Below are 17284 nucleotides of genomic sequence, written 5' to 3'. Positions count from 1 at the left end.
CAATGGGAGCAAGCCCGTGGCAGTGATCGAGAGTATCGAACAGCTGGAAACCATCTATGGCCGCCTCGACGATGTCGGTGAGGCATCCACCGCCAAGGTCGCCGATCGTGTCACCGCGCAATATCGCCGCCTGATCGAGGTGTCGCCCTTTGTGGCGCTGGCGACCTCTGGCCCGGAAGGGCTCGATTGCTCGCCCCGTGGCGACTTGCCGGGCTTCGTCCGCATCCATGACGACAAGACCCTGATGATGCCGGATCGCCGCGGCAATAACCGGATCGACAGCCTGCGTAACATCGTCAGGGATCCCCGCATCGGAATGCTGTTCCTGATCCCGGGCTCCGGCACGACGCTGCGCATCAATGGCATGGCGCATCTGTCCGACGATCCGGATCTGCTGGAATCCTTCGCCGTCACCGAGAAGGCGCCGCGGACCGTGATCGTGATGGATGTCGGCGAAATCTATTTCCAGTGCGCCCGCGCCATCGTTCGCTCGGACCTGTGGAATCCGGACAAGCGGGTCGATCCAAAGACCTTGCCGACACCTGGCGAAATCCTGGCCGAGATGAGCGAGCAGCGGGTTGGCGGCGTCGAATACGACCGCGCCTGGCCGGAACGGGCGCGGCAGACCATGTGGTAAGGCGCGCTGATAGGGGGATCGGCTGGAGCAGGCGATGCCTGAATCCCTCAGCCCCTTTATTTATAGGAAATGGGCTTGCGCGGTCCCCGAATCCCTGCCGTACAAGTCGAATCGGGGGCTGTGCGCCAAAAAACATCATTTTTTAAGGGAAAAACGGTCGCCGAGCCCATTGCGCGCCTGTTTTTTCCGGCGATTCCGCTAGTGTCTGTGTCATCGAATCACCCCTGCCAAACAAAAGGTGCAGACATGGCCGACCAAATGACGAAGTCCCAGCTCATCGAGAAAATCGCTGAGACCACCGAACTGACCAAGAAGGACGTCAAGGGCGTTCTCGAGAACCTCGCCACCCTCGGCTACAAGGAACTCAAGAAGAACGGCGTGTTCCTGGTTCCGGGCTTCGCCAAGTTCGTCGTCATCAAGAAGCCGGCGACCAAGGCTCGCAAGGGCACCAACCCGTTCACCGGTGAAGCCATGACCTTCAAGGCCAAGCCGGCCCGCAAGATCGTGCGCGCTCGCCCGGTCAAGGCTGCGAAGGACGCCGTCTAAGGCGATCCGGCGCGGTCGCCGTCAGGTTCGACCGCTGCCGCTGAATTGAGAACGGCGCGACACCGCTCAGGCGATGTCGCGCCGTTTTCTTTTGGGGAGGGCTTAGTCGTTCAACCGTTTGCGGTAGGCGATCGGGTCCATGTCCCGGATATCGACGCTGAGGCTCTTGGTTTGGGGAAGCAGTCTTACGAGCGTCTCGCGTAAGGATTCACTGACGGCGATCTTCTGCGCGGGCGTGCGGCCTTCGAGCAGATAGACCGAGACGTGGCAGAAACCGTCCTTGTGTCGGGCCACCAGATAATCCGCAAAGCCTGTGGCGCGGACCTTGATGTCCGCTGCTTTCATCGCGCCGGTGTCGGCTGCCGTATCGTGCAGGGCTTCCATCAGTTTGGCGACATCGAGCAGATCGCCATGACCGTCGTTGGAGTATTCGATGACGAGATGGGGCATGGGCGTCGGTCCTTCACGGTGTCCCTCATGGTGAGGAGGCGCGCAGCGCCGTCTCGAACCATGAGTTGTTTGGCGCATCCTTCGAGACGCCGCTTTGCGGCTCCTCAGGATGAGCGCGGAGTCTAGAGCAGCAGCGGCTTCACCGTGGCGGCGGCGTCGCGTAGCAGCGGCAGAAAGCGGTCGATCATCTCACCGGTCGAGACCCGGTCCACATGTGCGCCCATATTGACCGCTGCGACGATGGTGTCATCATAGCGTCTGACGGGCACGGAGATCGAGCGGAAACCCGGCTCGGCCTCGCGGTCCACCAGCGAATAGCCCTTCTCGCGATCGGTGATGATGGCGGCCTTGAGCGATTCCCTGTCCGTGACCGTAAACGGTGTCATCGCCGTCAGCGTCATGGCATCGAGCGCCTGAGTCAGGTCCTCGTTCGAATATTTGCCGAGCATGGCGCGGCCGACCGACGAACAATAAGCGGGAAGGCGATAGCCGAGATCGATGCCGGCGGAAAAAACGCGTGCCGGGCTCGCGCGGGCAACGAAGATCACGTCATTGCCTTGGAGCACCGCAAGCGATGAAATCTCCTGCGCGTCGCTCGAAATCTGATCCAGCACCGGCTGCAAAATAGTGACGATCTGATTGGACGTCATATAGGAGCCAGCGAGCGCCAGCACTTGCGGCGTCAGCGCGAACAGCTTGCCGTCGCTGGTCACGTAACCGCGATGTTCCAGCGTGAACAAGATGCGCCGCGCGGTCGCGCGCGGCAGGTCCGCGGCCTTGGCGACGTCGCTCAACGTCCTCGGGCGCGACTGTGCGCCAAACACTTCGAACACGCGCAGGCCGCGATCCAGGCTTTCGATGAAGTCGGTATTGCCGCGTTCGTCGTCGGGGCGCTTGATCTTGGGCATGCGGTGTCGGCCTATTTGCCCGCTTCGAATTTCTTCAGGTCGAAGGCAAGATCGGCGGCCTGTTCCGGTGTCGGGGACAGGGATGCGGTGATCAGACGGCGTGCGATCATCTGGTCGCCGGGTTTGTTGATGCTGTCCACCGCAGTCAGTCTGCCGTCGCGATAGTAAAACACGGAGAACTTGCCTTCGGTCATATCGCCGCGCACCACGGCCGTATCGGTGGGCGCGGAGAGGCCGACGATCTGCAGCTTGGCATCGTACTGATCGGACCAGAAGCGCGGCACGGCGTCATAGGCTTCCGGCTTGCCGGCGATCATGGAGCCCGCAGCCTTGCCTTGGTCCGTTGCGTTCTGCACGGCTTCGAGGCGCACGCGGCGGCCGGCGAAATTGTTGTGATGATTGCTGACGTCACCGGCGGCATAGATGTTCGGCGCATCAGTTCGCCCATGCTCATCGACATCGATGCCATTGGCGCTGGCGATGCCGGCCTGCACGGCGAGCTCGTCATTGGCGATGCCGCCGATGCCGGCGACGATGAGATCGGCGCGCACGCGCAAGCCGCTGGAGGTGATCACCTCATGCACGGCGCCGGTGCCTTCGATCGCAACAACGGCTTCGTTGAAACGGATATCGACACCATGCGAGCGATGGATGTCGAGCAGGAATTGCGAGATCAGCGGTGACACCGCGCGCTCCAGCAAACGCGATTGCGCTTCGATCAACGTCACCTTCTTGCCGGTCTTGGCGGCGGTGGACGCGACTTCGAGGCCGATGAAGCCGCCGCCGACGATGACGACGTCGCTTGCGGCTTCGAGACGCGGCTTCAGCGTCAGCGCGTCGTCGAGCGTGCGGAGATAGACGATGCCATCGCGCTCGGCGCCGGGGATGGTGAGGCGGCGTGCGCGCGAACCCGTGGCGATGACGAGGGAATCGAAAGGCAGGCTGTCGCCGCCTTCGAGTGTGATGCGGTTCTTCGCGCGATCGAGTTCGACGGCGCGATGGCCGAGCACCATTTCGATGCCCTGGCCCTTGAAGTAATCGTCGCCGCGCAGGAACAGACTGTTATGCGCGAAGTCGCCCTGCAGGAATGCCTTGGATAGCGGTGGGCGCTGATAGGGCAGGTGAATTTCGTCCGCGACAATGCGGATCGGCTCCTGATAACCTTTTTCGCGTGCGCTGATGCCGGCCTGGACGCCTGCATAAGAGGCGCCGACAATGACGAGACCCTTGCTCATACGCGCGCTCCCGCTGCCCGATCGGCTCGCAATTTCAAAATCTTCGACATCATCAGCTCCTGATCTTTGTCCGTATATTGAACAACTGTTCGCTGCTCGCAAGGTGATGTGTTGAGCGCAAATTGCTGCAGTTGCTCAGTAACGCAGCAGTTCATGCTGCAAAATTCCGCTTGCTTGGAATTAGTCTAACGCTAAAATTCGTACATAAGTTCAATACGCGAACATAAGTCGCGAAACGCTGACTTTGCTCACGATCGTGGAATCCATCGGTCAGCGAGCCAATTGAGGAAAGGTCCAGTGCCATGATGAGCCAAGAGCAGAACGACCTGATCACCCGCATTGGGCCCAAGGCGCCCGCAGGCAAACTGATGCGCATGTATTGGCAGCCGGCCGCGCTCACTGCCGAGCTCGAAGGCGAGCGCCCGATCCGCCCGGTGCGCCTCCTGGGCGAGGATTTTGTCATCTTCCGCGACGAGCAGGGTCGCTATGGCTTGCTTGATCGCGACTGTCCGCATCGTGGCGCCGATCTCGCTTTCGGTCGCCTGGAAGGCGGCGGCGTGCGCTGTGCCTTCCATGGCTGGCTGTTCGACGTCGAAGGCAAGTGTCTGGAGACGCCGGCCGAGCCGAAGAATTCGCGCCTGTGTCAGGGCATCAAGCAGCGCGCTTATCCCGTGGTGGAGAAGGGCGGCATTCTCTGGACCTATCTCGGCGAAGGCCAGCCGCCGGCCTTCCCGGAAATCGACTGTTTTGCTGCGCCGGAGCAATACACCTTCGCCTTCAAGGGGCTGTTCGAATGCAACTGGCTGCAGGCGCTGGAGGTCGGCATCGATCCCGCCCATGCCTCGTTCCTGCATCGCTTCTTCGAGGACGAGGATGTGAAAGCATCCTATGGGAAGCAGTTCCGCGGCGCCTCGGCCGGCACCGAAGTGCCGATGACCAAGATCCTGCGCGAATATGACCGTCCGATCATCAATGTGGAATCCACCGAATACGGCCTGCGCCTGATTGCGCTGCGCGAACTCGATGAGGAGCGCACCCATGTGCGCGTCACCAACCAGCTCTTCCCGCACGGCTTCGTCATTCCCATGAGCGCGGAAATGACCATCACCCAGTGGCATGTGCCGGTGGATGACGAGAATTGCTACTGGTATGCGATCTTCACCAGCTACACCAAGCCGGTGGACAAGAAGAAGATGACCGACCAGCGGCTCGAACTCTATGAGCTGCCGAACTACACCTCGCGCAAGAACAAGCGCAATGATTACGGTTTCGATCCGCACGAGCAGAAGCACGAGACCTATACGGGTATGGGCGCCGACATCAATGTCCACGACCAGTGGGCGGTGGAGTCTATGGGCGCGATCCAGGATCGCACCCGCGAGCATCTCGGACAAAGCGACAAGGCGATCATCGCCTATCGCAAGCTGCTTCGCGCTGAAATCGAGAAAGTTGCCGGCGGCCAGAAGCCGATGTTGTTCCTCGATGCGGACAGCGCGCGCAGTATCCAGGGTCCGGGCACGATGGATGGCATCGGCCCGAGCAAGGGCTGGGAGACCTACTGGATGGAAGTCGATGTCGCCCGCCGCCGCGGCGCGCCATGGATGGCGCCGGTGCCGGCTGATCAGACCGAGCCGGGTTCGAACGTCGTTCATCTGCCGGCGGCAGAGTAAGTTTCTAACCTCTCCCGCTTGCGGGGCGAGGGCAGGAGCGCCGTTGCAGGGTAGGAGAGGTCACGTTGAGTTTCGTTGAACGTCACGGTTTGTGGTCCGCGGAGCAGAAGGCTGCAGCGAAGCGGCTGCGCGCCATTGTGGAGGAACAGAAGCTGGAGGTGATCCGGCTGTCGTTCCCCGATCAGCACGGCATCCTGCGCGGCAAGACGCTGATCGCAAGCGAGGCACTGCGTAGCCTCGAAAGCGGCTGCTCCATCACCACGACCATGTTCGCCAAGGACACGTCGCACAAGACGGTGTTTCCGGTGTTCACCGCCGGCGGCGGTTTCGGCATCCCGGAGATGCAGGGCGCGGCAGATGTGCTGATGATCCCTGATCCTACCACCTTCCGCGTGCTGCCCTGGGCGCCGGAGACGGGCTGGATCCTATGCGACGTGCATTTCGCCGATGGTCGTCCGGTGCCATTCGCCACGCGAAACCTGTTCAAGAAGGTGCTCGGGGATCTCGAAACCCGCGGCTATGATTTCATTGCCGGTCTTGAAGTCGAGTTTCATATCTTCCGCGTCGAGAACGAGCGGATGAAGCCGGAAGATGCCGGCCAACCCGGCAATCCGCCGGAGGTCAGCCTGCTGTCGCACGGCTACAATTATCTCACCGAGCAGCGTTACGATCAGATGGAGCCGGTGCTGGAGATTATCCGGCGGGATGTGCTGGCGCTGAACCTGCCGTTGCGTTCGGTCGAAGTCGAATACGGCCCGAGCCAGTGCGAATTCACGTTCCAGCCGACGGTGGGGCTGACACCGGCGGATAGCATGGTGTTGTTTCGATCAGCCGTGAAGCAGATCGCGCATCGTCACGGCTATCACGCGACGTTCATGTGCCGACCGAAGATTCCGAATGTGGTGTCGTCAGGCTGGCATTTGCATCAGTCCATCGTGTCGCGCGCCACCGGTGCCAATGCATTCATGCCGACCGAAGGCACGCAGCCGCTGTCGCCATTCGGGCAGGGCTATCTCGCAGGCCTGCTCGCGCATGCGCGCGCGGCGACCGTGTTCACCACGCCGACCATCAACGGCTACAAGCGCTATCGCTCCTATTCGCTGGCACCGGATCGTGCGATCTGGGGCCGCGACAACCGCGGCGCCATGCTGCGCGTGCTGGGCGGGCTGAACGATTCCGCCACACGCATCGAGAACCGCGTCGGCGAGCCCGCGGCCAATCCCTATCTCTATATGTCGTCGCAGATTCTCTCAGGCCTCGACGGTGTCGATCGCAAGCTCGATCCCGGCCCGAGCGCCGATACGCCTTATGAGACCAATGTCGATCTTTTGCCGAAATCGCTGCGTGAAGCGACCTTCGCGCTGAAGGAGGACCCGTTCTTCCGCGAAAAAATGGGGGCGACCATGGTCGACTATTATACGCACATCAAGAATGCTGAGATCGATCGTTTCCAGGCGGAGGTTTCCGACTGGGAGCAGCGCGAATATTTCGAAATGTTCTGAGTCGCGACGATGACGCGCACCCGCCGTCGTTGCAGTGATAACCGGCACGTTTATTGAATACGAAACCGCGACATCAAAGTTTCGGTCACACAGGGGGACAACCAGAATGACAAGAATGAAGCAGTCGATACTTGCACTGGCCATCACGGGCCTGATGACGAGCGCGGCATCCGCCGATGTCATCAAGGTCGGCGTCATCGGCACCATGTCGGGGCCGTATTCGTTGTTCGGCAAGAACTTCAAGATGGGCATCGATGCCTGGGTCGCCGAGCATGGCAACAAGGTCGGCAACCACACCGTCGAATTCATCTACAAGGACGAGGAAAGCCCGAACCCGGCGAAGTCCAAGGCGCTGGCGCAGGAACTGCTCGTTAAGGACAAGGTGCAATATCTCGCCGGCGCCTATTTCACGCCGAACGCGATGGCGATTGCGCCACTGCTGGAAGAATCCAAGACGCCGCTGATCGTGATGAACGCAGCGACCTCGGCCATCGTCGAGAAAAGCCCCTATATCGTCCGCACTTCCTTCACCATGTGGCAGAACACGGTGCCGGCCGCGAAGGTCGCGTTCAAGAACGGCGCAAAGAAAGTGGCGATCGCTGTCAGCGATTACGGTCCGGGCATCGATGCCGAAGCGGCGTTCAAGAAGACGTTCGAAGGCGAGGGTGGCACCGTTGTCGAAGCCGTGCGCATTCCGCTCGCCACCACCGACTTCAGCCCGCTCATGCAGCGCATCAAGGATTCCGGCGCCGACATGATCTTCACCTTCCTGCCTGCGGGTCCGCCGACCCTCGGCTTCGTGAAGGCCTATATCGACAATGGCTTGAAAGCCGGCGGCGTCAAGTTGATGTCCACGGGCGATGTGGTCACCGAACCGGACCTGCCGAATATCGGCGATGCCGGCATCGGCATCCTGTCGACCTATCACTATGCGGTGTCGCATGACTCCAAGGAGAATGCCGCATTCCTCGCCCAGCTCAAGAAGGGTGGCGCCAGCACCGATGAGGTCACCATGACCTCGGTCGCCGCTTATGACGGTGCGCGCCTGATTTACAAGATGATCGAGGCCACCGATGGCAAGCGTGATCCAGCCAAGGCCGTGGACGCGGTGAAGGACATGAAGTGGGTGTCGCCGCGCGGCCCGGTGTCGATCGATCCGACCACCCGCCACATTCGCCAGAACGTCTATCTTCGTAGCGTGGAAAAGGTGGATGGCAAGCTGATCAACAAGGAAAGCCAGACCTTTGCCGATCAGCCCGATTGGGCGCTCAGCAAGCAGTAAAAACATGTCGGCCCGAGGCGCGCAGCGCGTGCCTCGGGATTTTTCTCACCTCAATTGTAGATGACCCGCGTCGTGTCTTCGTCTTCCATCCTGCTCACCAATGGCCGTATCTATCGTTCCGCCTGGGACGAAGCTCCTGCGGACAGCATTGTCGTCAGCGATGGCAAGGTGATCTGGGCTGGTGCGGCTGATGCGGCACCCGGAGCCGATGAGACGATCGACCTCAAAGGCGGCGTGGTTATTCCCGGTCTCACCGACGCGCATATCCATCTCTTTGCCATCGCCCATGCGCGCCTGCAGGTGCCGGTGACGCCACGCGATGCTGCGAGCGTTTCTGCCGTGCTGGCGCTGCTGGCGAAGCGCGCTGGTGACATCTCGTCCGACAAATGGGTGCTCGGCGCTGGCCTTGATGAAAATGGTCTCGCCGAACTCCGGCTGCCCACGAGCGCCGAGATCGATGCCGTCATTCCCGATCATCCTGTGCTGATCCGCCGTTTCTGTGGCCATGTTGCTGTCGTCAACAGCAAGGCGCTGGCGCTGCTGGGCATCGATGATGATGTCACCGATCCCGAAGGCGGTACCTTCGGTCGCTCTGCGGATGGCGCGCTCGATGGCTGCGCCAAGGAAAGCGCGGCCGAGCTGATTTTTCGCGCGGCACCGCCGATGGACCGCGACGAGCTGATCGCCGCCTTGCGGGCGACCATTATTGACAGCACACGCATGGGGATGGTGGCCGCCGTCGAAGCCGCTGTCGGTTTCACTGTCGGATTCGACGACGAATTCGCTGTCTGGAATGAGTTGCGCAAGGCTGGTGCTGTGCCGATGCGCCTCGGTTTCATCAACCAGCTGGATCCCGATGAGGCAGCCGAGCGAGGTTTGAAGCCGATGCCGGATGCCGACTGGCAATCCATCAGCCTGAAATATTTCGCTGACGGGATCGTCGGCGCACGCACGGCCGCTGTCAGCGAGGACTATGCGGATACACCGAGCCGCGGCTTCTTCATGCGCGACGAAGCCGAGCTGCAGCGCGTGATTGGCGAGGCTCATGCATCGGGCTGGCAGGTGGCTGTGCATTGCTGCGGCGACCGCGCGACGGACTGCATCATCGAAGCCTATGAGAAGGCGCAGGCCGCGCATCCCCGCGAAAATATGCGCCATCGCATCGAGCATTATTTCGTCCCGCCTGACGGCGGTCTCGCGCGAATGAAGGCGCTAGGGGCGCTGGTGGTGACCCAGCCAAGCTTTCTCACCCGCATGCGCCGCTCGATCTCCGGGGCGTTCGGTCCGCGCTCCGATCGCTGCTATCCTGGCCGCTCGGTGATTGAGGCGGGTGTGACCTATATCGCGAGTTCGGATGCGCCGACCGGGTCGTGGTCGCCATGGGACGGCATCGGCGATGCCGTTTGCCGCGCATCCGACAGCGGCCCAGCGATCGGAGCTGACGAGGCCGTGAGCGTGCGCGACGTGATCCACAGCTATACGGTGGGCAGCGCCATTGCCATGAAGCAGGAAGACTGGCGCGGCACGCTGATGCCCGGCATGGCTGCCGACCTCATCGTCCTCGATCGTGACCCCTTCGCCACGAACGTCGCCCGGCTGAAATCGACCCAGGTTCTGCTCACCATGGTGCGCGGTGCCGTCGTCCACGACGCCATGCCGCAGCAGGGCACATGGCGCTCGGCCCGCCATTCGGCATAGGATTAAGCATGCGCACCGTTTTCAGCATCCTGACCGACGCCGTTGCCTATGGCATGGTGCTGTTCATCATCTCCATCGGCCTGTCCATCATGATGGGGTTGATGCGCGTGGTGAATCTCGCCCATGGCGCCTTCGCCATGATCGGCGGCTATCTCGCCTCCTATGCGCTGCGCGATCTCGGCGTGCATTACAGTGTGGCCATCCTGCTCGCGGTGGTCGGCGCCATTCTAGCCTCGATCCCGTTCGAGCTGCTGCTGTATCGCCGCATCTATCGCAAGGCCGATCCCCTGATGCAGGTGCTGATGACCATCGGCATCACCTTCTTCATCATCGGCATCGTCAATTTCATCTTCGGCCCGTCGCTGAAGCCGATCCCGTTGCCGGCAACATTGAGTGGCCCGCTCGATATCGGCTTCCGCATGTTGCCGACGCACCGCATCTTCGTCATTGCCTGCGGCATCGTCGTAGCATTGGCGCTCTGGCTATTGATCGAAAAGACCGAATTCGGCATCAAGCTGCGCGCGTCTGTCGATCACAGCGGCATGGCCGATGCGCTCGGCATCCGCACCGAGATCATCTATGCCGCGACCTTCGCGCTCGCGATTGGCCTCGGCGCGTTCGGCGGCGTGGTCGGCGCGGAGATCCTACCCATCGAGCCTTACTACGCGCTGCGCTACATGGTGACCTTCCTCGTGGTGGTCTCCGTGGGCGGCGCCGGTTCGATCCTTGGCGCATTGTCGGCATCGTTGCTGTTGGGGCTGGCGGATACGACCGGAAAATATCTGGCGCCGGAATTCGGCGATTTTTTCTTTTATCTGTCGGTGATCTTGATCGTGTTTCTGTTCCCGCACGGCCTGTTCGGCAAGGCGCATACATGAGCGAGATGGCCGTGACCCATGTTCCCCACAAACGCAATGTCCCGTTTGCGCAGGAGGCAGCCGGCGCCGTCGCCATCCTCGCGCTCGGCGCCGTGGGCTATTTCCTGTTCCCGGATGATCTCGCTTTCCTGACGCGCCTGATCGGCATCGCCTTTCTGGTGCTGTCGCTCGATCTCGTCACCGGCTATTGCGGTGTCGCCACCCTCGGCCATGCCGCGCAATTCGGCGTGGGCGCTTATGCGGCCGGCATCGCCTGTATTCGTGGGATCACCGATCCCGTCGCATTGCTGGCCGTGGGGTTGTTCGCGGGCACGGTGATGGGTCTGATCTCCGGTGCATTGATCACGCGCTTCCGCGGTCTGCCGCAATTGGTGCTGTCGATCGCCGTCGGCCAGCTCGTGGCCGGTCTGGCCAACAAGCTCTCCTGGCTCACCGGCGGCAGCGACGGCCTGTCGGGCATCGAGCCCGGCAAGGTGTTCGGCATATTCGGTTTCGACATGTATAGCCGCACCGGCTTTCTGTTCTCGCTCGGCGTGCTGGTCATCACCTTCATCGTGTTGAAGCGCTTCGTCAGCTCGCCGTTCGGCCTGATGTGCCGCGGCATCAAGGATGACGATCTTCGCGCAAAAATGATCGGCGTGTCGATCTATCCGCGCCTTGTCGTGATGTATGGCGTGGCTGGCGCGGTGGCCGGCATCGGCGGCGCGTTGACGGCGATCTCGACCGGCGTGGTCGGCCTCGACAGCGTCAGCTTCGAGCGCTCGGCCGAAGTGCTTGTCATGCTGGTGCTCGGCGGCGCCGGACATCTGTGGGGCGCGCTGGCCGGCACCGTGATCTTCATGATCTTCGAGCATATCGTGGCGGCCGCCAATCCGTTCCACTGGATGACGCTGGTCGGCCTGCTGCTCATCCTCATTGTGGTGTTCGCGCCGCGCGGCCTGATCGAGCCGGTGCTGACGCTCCGGACGAAATTCACGCGCAAGGGAAAGGCGGCATGACCGATCTTCTCGAAGCTCGCGGCGTCTCGCGCTCGTTCGGTGGCCTGCACGTCACGCGTGACGTCAATTTCAAGCTCGCGTCTGGCGATCGCGTGGCGCTGATCGGCCCCAACGGCGCCGGCAAGACCACGCTGGTGAACCTGATCACCGGGGACATCGCGCCGAGCGAAGGCCAGTTCTTCATGGCAGGCGACGATATCACCGGGCTCAGCATTCCCGAGCGCGCGCGTCGCGGGCTGGTGCGCACGTTCCAGACCACGCGTCTGTTTGCCAACCTCACCGTTGCCGACAATGTCGCGCTGGCGATCATGCAGCGTAGGCGCATCAGCCGCCGGTTCTTCTCCAGCTCGACGGAAATGCCGGACGTCAAAGCCGAGTGGAGCGAGATCCTCGCGCATCTCGGCCTCGACCGTCTCGCCTATCGCAAGGTGGTGGAGCTCGCCTATGGCCAGCAGCGCCTGATCGAACTGGCCATCGGGCTCGCCTTGCAGCCGAAAGTCCTGCTGCTCGATGAGCCTGCAGCCGGTGTGCCGCATGACGAGGCGCCGAAGATCCTCGATGCTATCAATCGCTTGCCGCCGGATATTGCCGTGCTCATGATCGAGCACGACATGGACCTGGTGTTCAAATTTGCCAAACGTGTGCTGGTGCTCGCTGCCGGGAAGCTGATCTTCGAGGGATCGCCGGCTGAAGTCACCGCCGACCACGAGGTGCGCCGCGCCTATCTCGGGAGCTATGCCGATGCCCGCCGCACCGCTTGAAATCCGCAATCTCAGCGCGGGCTACGGGCCGACACGCATCATCGAGGGAATTTCCTTCGACGTGAAAGCGGGCGATCGCCTCGCGGTGCTGGGCCGCAACGGCATGGGCAAGACGACGCTGCTGGCAACCCTGATGGGGCTGACCACATGCCACGGCGGTGAAATCCGCTATGGTGCGGAGGATGTCACCAGTGCGCGTACGTCGGCGCGCGCCAAGCTCGGCATCGGTTACGTGCCTCAGACCCGGGACATCTTCACGTCGCTGACGGTGGAGGAAAATCTGCGAGCCGGGCTGAAAGGCCGTCCGCCATCGGCGCTGGACGAAGCCTATGAGATGTTTCCGCGCCTGCGGGAGCGCCGCGGCAATTTCGGCAAGCAATTGTCGGGCGGCGAGCAGCAGATGCTGTCGATGGCGCGAACCCTGCTTGGCAAGCCGTCGGTCCTGCTGCTGGACGAGCCGCTCGAGGGACTCGCGCCGGTGATCTGCGACGAGTTGATGGCGATGCTGGTGCGGCTGGCGGCGACCGGAGACATGACGATCATCCTTGTCGAGCAACAGATCGAGCGTGCGCTCGACTTTGCCAACAATGTGATGGTGATGGAACGCGGGCGCACCAGCTGGCAGGGCGCGCCCGATATTTTGATCAACGACCGCGATCTGGTCGATCGGCTAGTCGGTGTAGGCATCCACTAATCCTCAGCGCGCCGCGGCGCGCTAGGCTCGGAAGATCGTAATGCCGAGTACGAGCAGCACGACGCAGATCACCAGGAAGATATAGAACAGGATCTTTGCGACATCCGCTGTCGCTGCCGAAATGCCCGTGAAGCCGAACACGCCGGCCACGATCGATACCAAGAAGAAGATGAGTGCCCATTTCAGCAGGCTCATAGCGTCGCTCCGTTATTGTCAGAGCTGGAACGCAGGTCGGCGATGCTTGGTTCCACTGATGAAAACAGTTCAGTGACTACTTAAATGCCGCATTGGTGCGCATGCTTCTCGTTGGCCTGCGTAGAAGCCTACCAATTGGGCAGTTTGAGCCCGAAATATCAAATTCTAAACCACCTCTTAACCAAGACATTCGCTAATGACGCATGAGTAAGCGCTCCTGCCGTGTCTTTGACGCGCATGGACGAGGGGTTCAGTATGCGTATGACGGCCGTTGAGAAATGGATGCTCGTGGATAGCGAATCGACAGAAGTCCACGATGTATCAATTCTGCCTCGTGACACAGTCTGATGCGCCATGTTCATTCGTCGTCCGGCCACTACTGAGAATCCGATCGATCCATCGATCGAAAGCCCGCTGTTGAAGATCTGGCGCCATCGTCAGATTTTCGCGGGTGTCGCCTGTGCCGTGATGATCATCACCGTGCTGGCGCTTCTCATCATTCCTGTGCGCTATCTTGCGACCGGCTCCGTGATCGTTGCAGAGCAGGAGCCGAGCAATAGCAACGCGTCTGCCGCATGGGCGTCGAAGATCGGCGATCCCGCCGATGTCGAGAGCCAGCTCATTGTCATCAAGTCGCCGCGGTTGATCCGTCTTGCCGTGGATACGCCCGGGCTGCGTGAGGCGGCGTCTGCGGAGTGTTTCGCCAGGGGCGGATTCAATACGTCCAACTGCGAAGAGATGAAGACCGATACGGCGGTGCTGGTCGATTATGCGGCCGGCAATTATTCCATCGGCGCCGTTGGCCGATCGCGTGTCATCAATATCGCCTACACGTCGCCAAGTGCTGCGACGGCGCAGAAGATGGCGAATGCCCTGACCAACGCGTTTCTCGAAGAGCAACGCACCACCAATGCCAATAGCCGCGAGGCCGCTGCATCCTATCTATGGACGCAAGCCAAGCAGCTGGATGCAGAGGTGCGCGAAGCCGATGCCAAGATCCAGGCTTTCCGTCGCAACCGGGGACTGGCGCGGGGCCAGCAGGCGCCGATCTGGTCGGAACGTCTCACCAGTGTCAGTCAGCAGCTGGCAAATGCCGAGAATGCGCGTGCGGAAGCGGCAGCGCGCTTGCAGGAGATCAAGGCTAATCAGGCGCGTGCGATCGATTCGCCGGCCGTGCAATCGAGCCGCTCGGTGACCGATCTCAAGCAGCAGTTGACCGTGGTGACGGCGCAGCTTGCGAGCCAGTCGAATTCGCTCGGCCCGCGTCACCCGTCGATCCGCGGCCTCGAGCAGGAGCAGGCGGCGATCCGGGAGCGCATCAATACGGAAGTCGCCAGCATCATTGCGAGTGTGCAGAAGACCTATGACTCGAATGATGCCATTGTTAAGTCGCTCACAAAGCAGCTGGACGATGCCAAGGCCGATGCAGGCTCGGCAACATCAGACGAAGCGTCGATCGAGAGCCTTGCGCGAAATACCGAGATCAAGCGTGCACAATATGCCGAACTCTATCGGCGTGCCAGCGAACTGGAAACCGAGCGGCGCGTATTGATCGGAAACACGCGGCTTGTCAGCCTGGCGGAACTGCCGGCCAAACCGTTCTTTCCGAAGAAACTGCCATTCCTTGCCGCCGGCGGGACAATCGCACTGTTGCTGGCATGTGTTGCCGCGTTCTTTGGAGACCGTATCAAGCTTGATCGCTTGACGCAGTTGCTGACACCGGTGCGCCGCGCAGCTGATGCCGATGCAACGCCGGTATCGCGGATCGTGCCAACGCCGTCGGTGACGCCGGATGTTTCGGTCGCGCCGCCGGTGGCTGAGGTGGCCACCACGGATACCCCCGTTGCGAGGACATCCAGTCCGTCGCTTGCTGGCTCGTCGTCCGAATTGTCGGTTGTCACCGGCGCGCCCGTGCTGGCGCGGCTCCCGGCGGTTCAGCGCGAGCTCTCCGAGTCGCCGATCGGCGCTATACTCGCGGCGCAGTCAGGAGCGTCTCTGGCGCGTGCCTTGCCGCAAGCGCGGGAAGATCGTCACTATCAGGATGCGCTGCGCGATCTCGCTGAAAGTATCTTGTCGCCCGCTGATGGAAAGATCCGCAAGACGATTCTGGTCGCGTCGCCGTCCACTGCCGAAGGCAAGACTTTCCTCACATTGTCGCTCGCCAGCTATCTGGCAGAGACGGGGCGCAATGTCTTGGTGATCGAATGCGATCTCGGTGCGCCCAAGATCGAGACGGCGCTCGGATTGCGGAGCGGCCTCGGATTGCAGGGCATCCTGCGCAACGAGATCATGCCGCGTGAGGCCGTCGTCAGCACGGGGACGCCGAATCTAGATGTGATTCCGGCCGGGCCTTATCCGGCCTCGGCAGAGCTTCTGATGCGCAAGCCGCTGGGCGATCTCCTGCTGTGGGCACAGACCTATGATGTGGTTCTTGTCGATGCGCCGTCACCGGGAATTCAGACGGATATCGGCGTTTTGGCCAAGCAGGTCGATTCCGTTCTGCTCTGCATGCGCTCCGGGCGATCCTCGATCGGGCAAGCCGTTGCGACCTCCAGCGCCGTCCGGGTGGCTGGCGGCGATCTGATGGGCATTGCCATCACCATGGTCCCGGACGGAAGTGGGACCCCGCGCAGCGCACGTCCTCTGACCGACGCCTATGCCGGAGCGTCGTAATGCCAACGCCCAGGGTCCTGTTCGTTTGCCACACCGGATCGATATCCGGCGCCGAACTGGTGCTCCTGGACCTGGTCGTGCCGTGGGCCGGGCAATCGGCGTTTCTGTTCGAACAAGGGCCATTGCGCCAGGCGCTTGCGGATCGGGGATTGAACGTATCGGTGTCGCACTCCGCGCAGAGCTTTAGCGGGGTTCGGCGCGACAGCTCCCTGCTCAAGGTGATCCCGATCGTCAGCGGGATGGTGGCTGTCATCCGTGAGTTGATAGGCGCCGCACGCAGGCATGATGTCGTTTATGCCAACTCCCAAAAAGCCTTCGTGCTGTCGGCCGTCGCTGCGTGGCTGTCGAGACGTCCGCTGATCTGGCACTTGCACGATATTATCTCTCCCGCTCATTTCGGGGCGGCGCAACGGCGTATACAGGTGTTTCTCGCAAACCGGTGTGCCGTTCGGGTCATCGTGCCGTCGCGCGTTGCGGCTGATGCCTTCATCGCGGAAGGCGGACGACGAAATCTTGTCACCGTCGTGCCTAACGGTCTGGATATCGCGCCGGAGACGGCCGCGCCCGCCGAGATCCGGCGCGAGCTCGATCTGCCTGCGGGGCCGCTGATCGGCGTCTTCAGCCGTCTGGCCGAGTGGAAGGGGCAGCATGTCGTGTTGCAGGCCCTGTCGAAGATCTCTGATGTTCATTGCATCATCGCGGGATCGGCGCTGTTCGGGGAAGAAGCTTACGAGGAACGCCTGCGCGCGATGGTTCGCGACCTGGACATCGTCAACCGCGTGCAGTTTCTTGGTCAGCGCAGCGATGTGCCAAGGTTGATGCGCGCAATGGATGCAGTTGTTCATCCATCGATCGATCCGGAACCGTTCGGTCGGACATTGGTCGAGGCGATGCTGGCCGATGTGCCCGTGATCGCGTCCGACGCCGGCGCAGCCTCCGACATTCTCGAAGACGGAAAGGCAGGCACGCTGGTCCGCCCCGGCGATGCCGACGGGCTCGCTGCCGCGATCACGCAGGTGCTGGACAGGACACCTGCGATCGCCGAGCAGGTGCGATATGCAGAGACGCGTGCCAGATCGCACTATGGCGTGACGCAAATGATCGATGTGATATCCGCTCTGATAAGAGGCGCTGCTGCGCCGAAAGCCGCATGCTAG

At 61.7% G+C, this 17284-nt stretch carries 16 protein-coding genes; 12 read left to right on the top strand and 4 right to left on the bottom strand.

Translation table 11 applies throughout. From position 1 onward, the window contains the following. Positions 1-16: 16 nt before the first annotated feature. Positions 17-637: a pyridoxamine 5'-phosphate oxidase family protein gene (locus RPMA_RS23070; RefSeq protein WP_211909998.1), complete on the top strand. Its 621-nt coding sequence runs from the start codon at positions 17-19 to the stop codon at positions 635-637. Positions 638-883: 246 nt separating this feature from the next. Next, a complete protein-coding gene (locus RPMA_RS23065) occupies positions 884-1183 on the top strand; it encodes an HU family DNA-binding protein (RefSeq protein WP_211909997.1) in 300 nt (99 codons plus the stop codon). Between the two features lie 102 nt (positions 1184-1285). On the opposite strand, the gene RPMA_RS23060 is transcribed toward RPMA_RS23065, so the two are convergent. From RPMA_RS23060 to RPMA_RS23050, 3 genes are all read right to left on the bottom strand, one after another. Continuing rightward, positions 1286-1633 carry a 5-carboxymethyl-2-hydroxymuconate Delta-isomerase gene (locus tag RPMA_RS23060; RefSeq protein WP_211909996.1) on the bottom strand — a complete coding sequence of 116 codons (348 nt, stop codon included), beginning with the start codon at positions 1631-1633 and terminating at the stop codon, positions 1286-1288. A gap of 122 nt (positions 1634-1755) precedes the next feature. Continuing rightward, complete coding sequence (locus RPMA_RS23055) at positions 1756-2541, bottom strand: IclR family transcriptional regulator domain-containing protein (protein ID WP_211909995.1); 786 nt, start codon at positions 2539-2541, stop codon at positions 1756-1758. 11 nt (positions 2542-2552) lie between these two features. Next, positions 2553-3776 (bottom strand): NAD(P)/FAD-dependent oxidoreductase, encoded by a 1224-nt coding sequence (locus RPMA_RS23050; RefSeq protein WP_211909994.1) that lies wholly within the window; start codon positions 3774-3776, stop codon positions 2553-2555. Positions 3777-4078: 302 nt separating this feature from the next. Between RPMA_RS23050 and RPMA_RS23045 the strand changes: the two genes are divergently transcribed. From RPMA_RS23045 to RPMA_RS23010, 8 genes are all read left to right on the top strand, one after another. After that, positions 4079-5446 (top strand): aromatic ring-hydroxylating dioxygenase subunit alpha, encoded by a 1368-nt coding sequence (locus tag RPMA_RS23045; RefSeq protein ID WP_211909993.1) that lies wholly within the window; start codon positions 4079-4081, stop codon positions 5444-5446. Positions 5447-5511: 65 nt separating this feature from the next. Beyond that, positions 5512-6948 (top strand): glutamine synthetase family protein, encoded by a 1437-nt coding sequence (locus RPMA_RS23040; protein WP_211909992.1) that lies wholly within the window; start codon positions 5512-5514, stop codon positions 6946-6948. A gap of 115 nt (positions 6949-7063) precedes the next feature. Then, entirely contained in the window at positions 7064-8230 is a 1167-nt protein-coding gene (locus RPMA_RS23035; protein ID WP_211913788.1) for an ABC transporter substrate-binding protein, read from the top strand. Between the two features lie 72 nt (positions 8231-8302). Then, entirely contained in the window at positions 8303-9928 is a 1626-nt protein-coding gene (locus RPMA_RS23030) for an amidohydrolase (RefSeq protein ID WP_249225359.1), read from the top strand. Positions 9929-9936: 8 nt separating this feature from the next. Continuing rightward, the gene (locus RPMA_RS23025; RefSeq protein WP_211909990.1) at positions 9937-10806 is read left to right on the top strand and encodes a branched-chain amino acid ABC transporter permease; all 870 of its coding nucleotides are present in this window, start codon (positions 9937-9939) and stop codon (positions 10804-10806) included. A gap of 5 nt (positions 10807-10811) precedes the next feature. After that, complete coding sequence (locus RPMA_RS23020; protein ID WP_408056561.1) at positions 10812-11804, top strand: branched-chain amino acid ABC transporter permease; 993 nt, start codon at positions 10812-10814, stop codon at positions 11802-11804. Beyond that, the gene (locus RPMA_RS23015) at positions 11801-12565 is read left to right on the top strand and encodes an ABC transporter ATP-binding protein (RefSeq protein ID WP_211909988.1); all 765 of its coding nucleotides are present in this window, start codon (positions 11801-11803) and stop codon (positions 12563-12565) included. Before RPMA_RS23020 ends, RPMA_RS23015 begins: the two co-directional genes overlap by 4 nt. Further along, positions 12546-13259 (top strand): ABC transporter ATP-binding protein, encoded by a 714-nt coding sequence (locus RPMA_RS23010; RefSeq protein ID WP_211909987.1) that lies wholly within the window; start codon positions 12546-12548, stop codon positions 13257-13259. The genes RPMA_RS23015 and RPMA_RS23010 overlap by 20 nt, the downstream gene beginning before the upstream one ends. 21 nt (positions 13260-13280) lie before the next feature. On the opposite strand, the gene RPMA_RS23005 is transcribed toward RPMA_RS23010, so the two are convergent. Then, the gene (locus tag RPMA_RS23005; RefSeq protein WP_211909986.1) at positions 13281-13454 is read right to left on the bottom strand and encodes a DUF1328 domain-containing protein; all 174 of its coding nucleotides are present in this window, start codon (positions 13452-13454) and stop codon (positions 13281-13283) included. Positions 13455-13808: 354 nt separating this feature from the next. Between RPMA_RS23005 and RPMA_RS23000 the strand changes: the two genes are divergently transcribed. Both RPMA_RS23000 and RPMA_RS22995 read left to right on the top strand, forming a co-directional pair. Further along, a complete protein-coding gene (locus tag RPMA_RS23000; protein ID WP_211909985.1) occupies positions 13809-16127 on the top strand; it encodes a polysaccharide biosynthesis tyrosine autokinase in 2319 nt (772 codons plus the stop codon). Further along, positions 16127-17284: a glycosyltransferase gene (locus RPMA_RS22995; RefSeq protein ID WP_211909984.1), complete on the top strand. Its 1158-nt coding sequence runs from the start codon at positions 16127-16129 to the stop codon at positions 17282-17284. Before RPMA_RS23000 ends, RPMA_RS22995 begins: the two co-directional genes overlap by 1 nt.

The organism is Tardiphaga alba, assembly GCF_018279705.1.
GTDB lineage: Bacteria > Pseudomonadota > Alphaproteobacteria > Rhizobiales > Xanthobacteraceae > Tardiphaga > Tardiphaga alba.
The sequence above is the reverse complement of the archived record's forward strand: the minus strand, read 5'-3'. Positions and strand labels throughout refer to the sequence as shown.

Coding starts and splice junctions, on each gene's coding strand:
- RPMA_RS23065 (WP_211909997.1), top strand. CDS start 884: ATGGCCGACCAAATGACGAAGTCCCAGCTCATCGAGAAAATCGCTGAG.
- RPMA_RS23060 (WP_211909996.1), bottom strand. CDS start 1,633: ATGCCCCATCTCGTCATCGAATACTCCAACGACGGTCATGGCGATCTG.
- RPMA_RS23055 (WP_211909995.1), bottom strand. CDS start 2,541: ATGCCCAAGATCAAGCGCCCCGACGACGAACGCGGCAATACCGACTTC.
- RPMA_RS23050 (WP_211909994.1), bottom strand. CDS start 3,776: ATGAGCAAGGGTCTCGTCATTGTCGGCGCCTCTTATGCAGGCGTCCAG.
- RPMA_RS23045 (WP_211909993.1), top strand. CDS start 4,079: ATGATGAGCCAAGAGCAGAACGACCTGATCACCCGCATTGGGCCCAAG.
- RPMA_RS23035 (WP_211913788.1), top strand. CDS start 7,064: ATGAAGCAGTCGATACTTGCACTGGCCATCACGGGCCTGATGACGAGC.
- RPMA_RS23025 (WP_211909990.1), top strand. CDS start 9,937: ATGCGCACCGTTTTCAGCATCCTGACCGACGCCGTTGCCTATGGCATG.
- RPMA_RS23020 (WP_408056561.1), top strand. CDS start 10,812: ATGGCCGTGACCCATGTTCCCCACAAACGCAATGTCCCGTTTGCGCAG.
- RPMA_RS23015 (WP_211909988.1), top strand. CDS start 11,801: ATGACCGATCTTCTCGAAGCTCGCGGCGTCTCGCGCTCGTTCGGTGGC.
- RPMA_RS23010 (WP_211909987.1), top strand. CDS start 12,546: ATGCCCGCCGCACCGCTTGAAATCCGCAATCTCAGCGCGGGCTACGGG.
- RPMA_RS23005 (WP_211909986.1), bottom strand. CDS start 13,454: ATGAGCCTGCTGAAATGGGCACTCATCTTCTTCTTGGTATCGATCGTG.
- RPMA_RS23000 (WP_211909985.1), top strand. CDS start 13,809: ATGTTCATTCGTCGTCCGGCCACTACTGAGAATCCGATCGATCCATCG.
- RPMA_RS22995 (WP_211909984.1), top strand. CDS start 16,127: ATGCCAACGCCCAGGGTCCTGTTCGTTTGCCACACCGGATCGATATCC.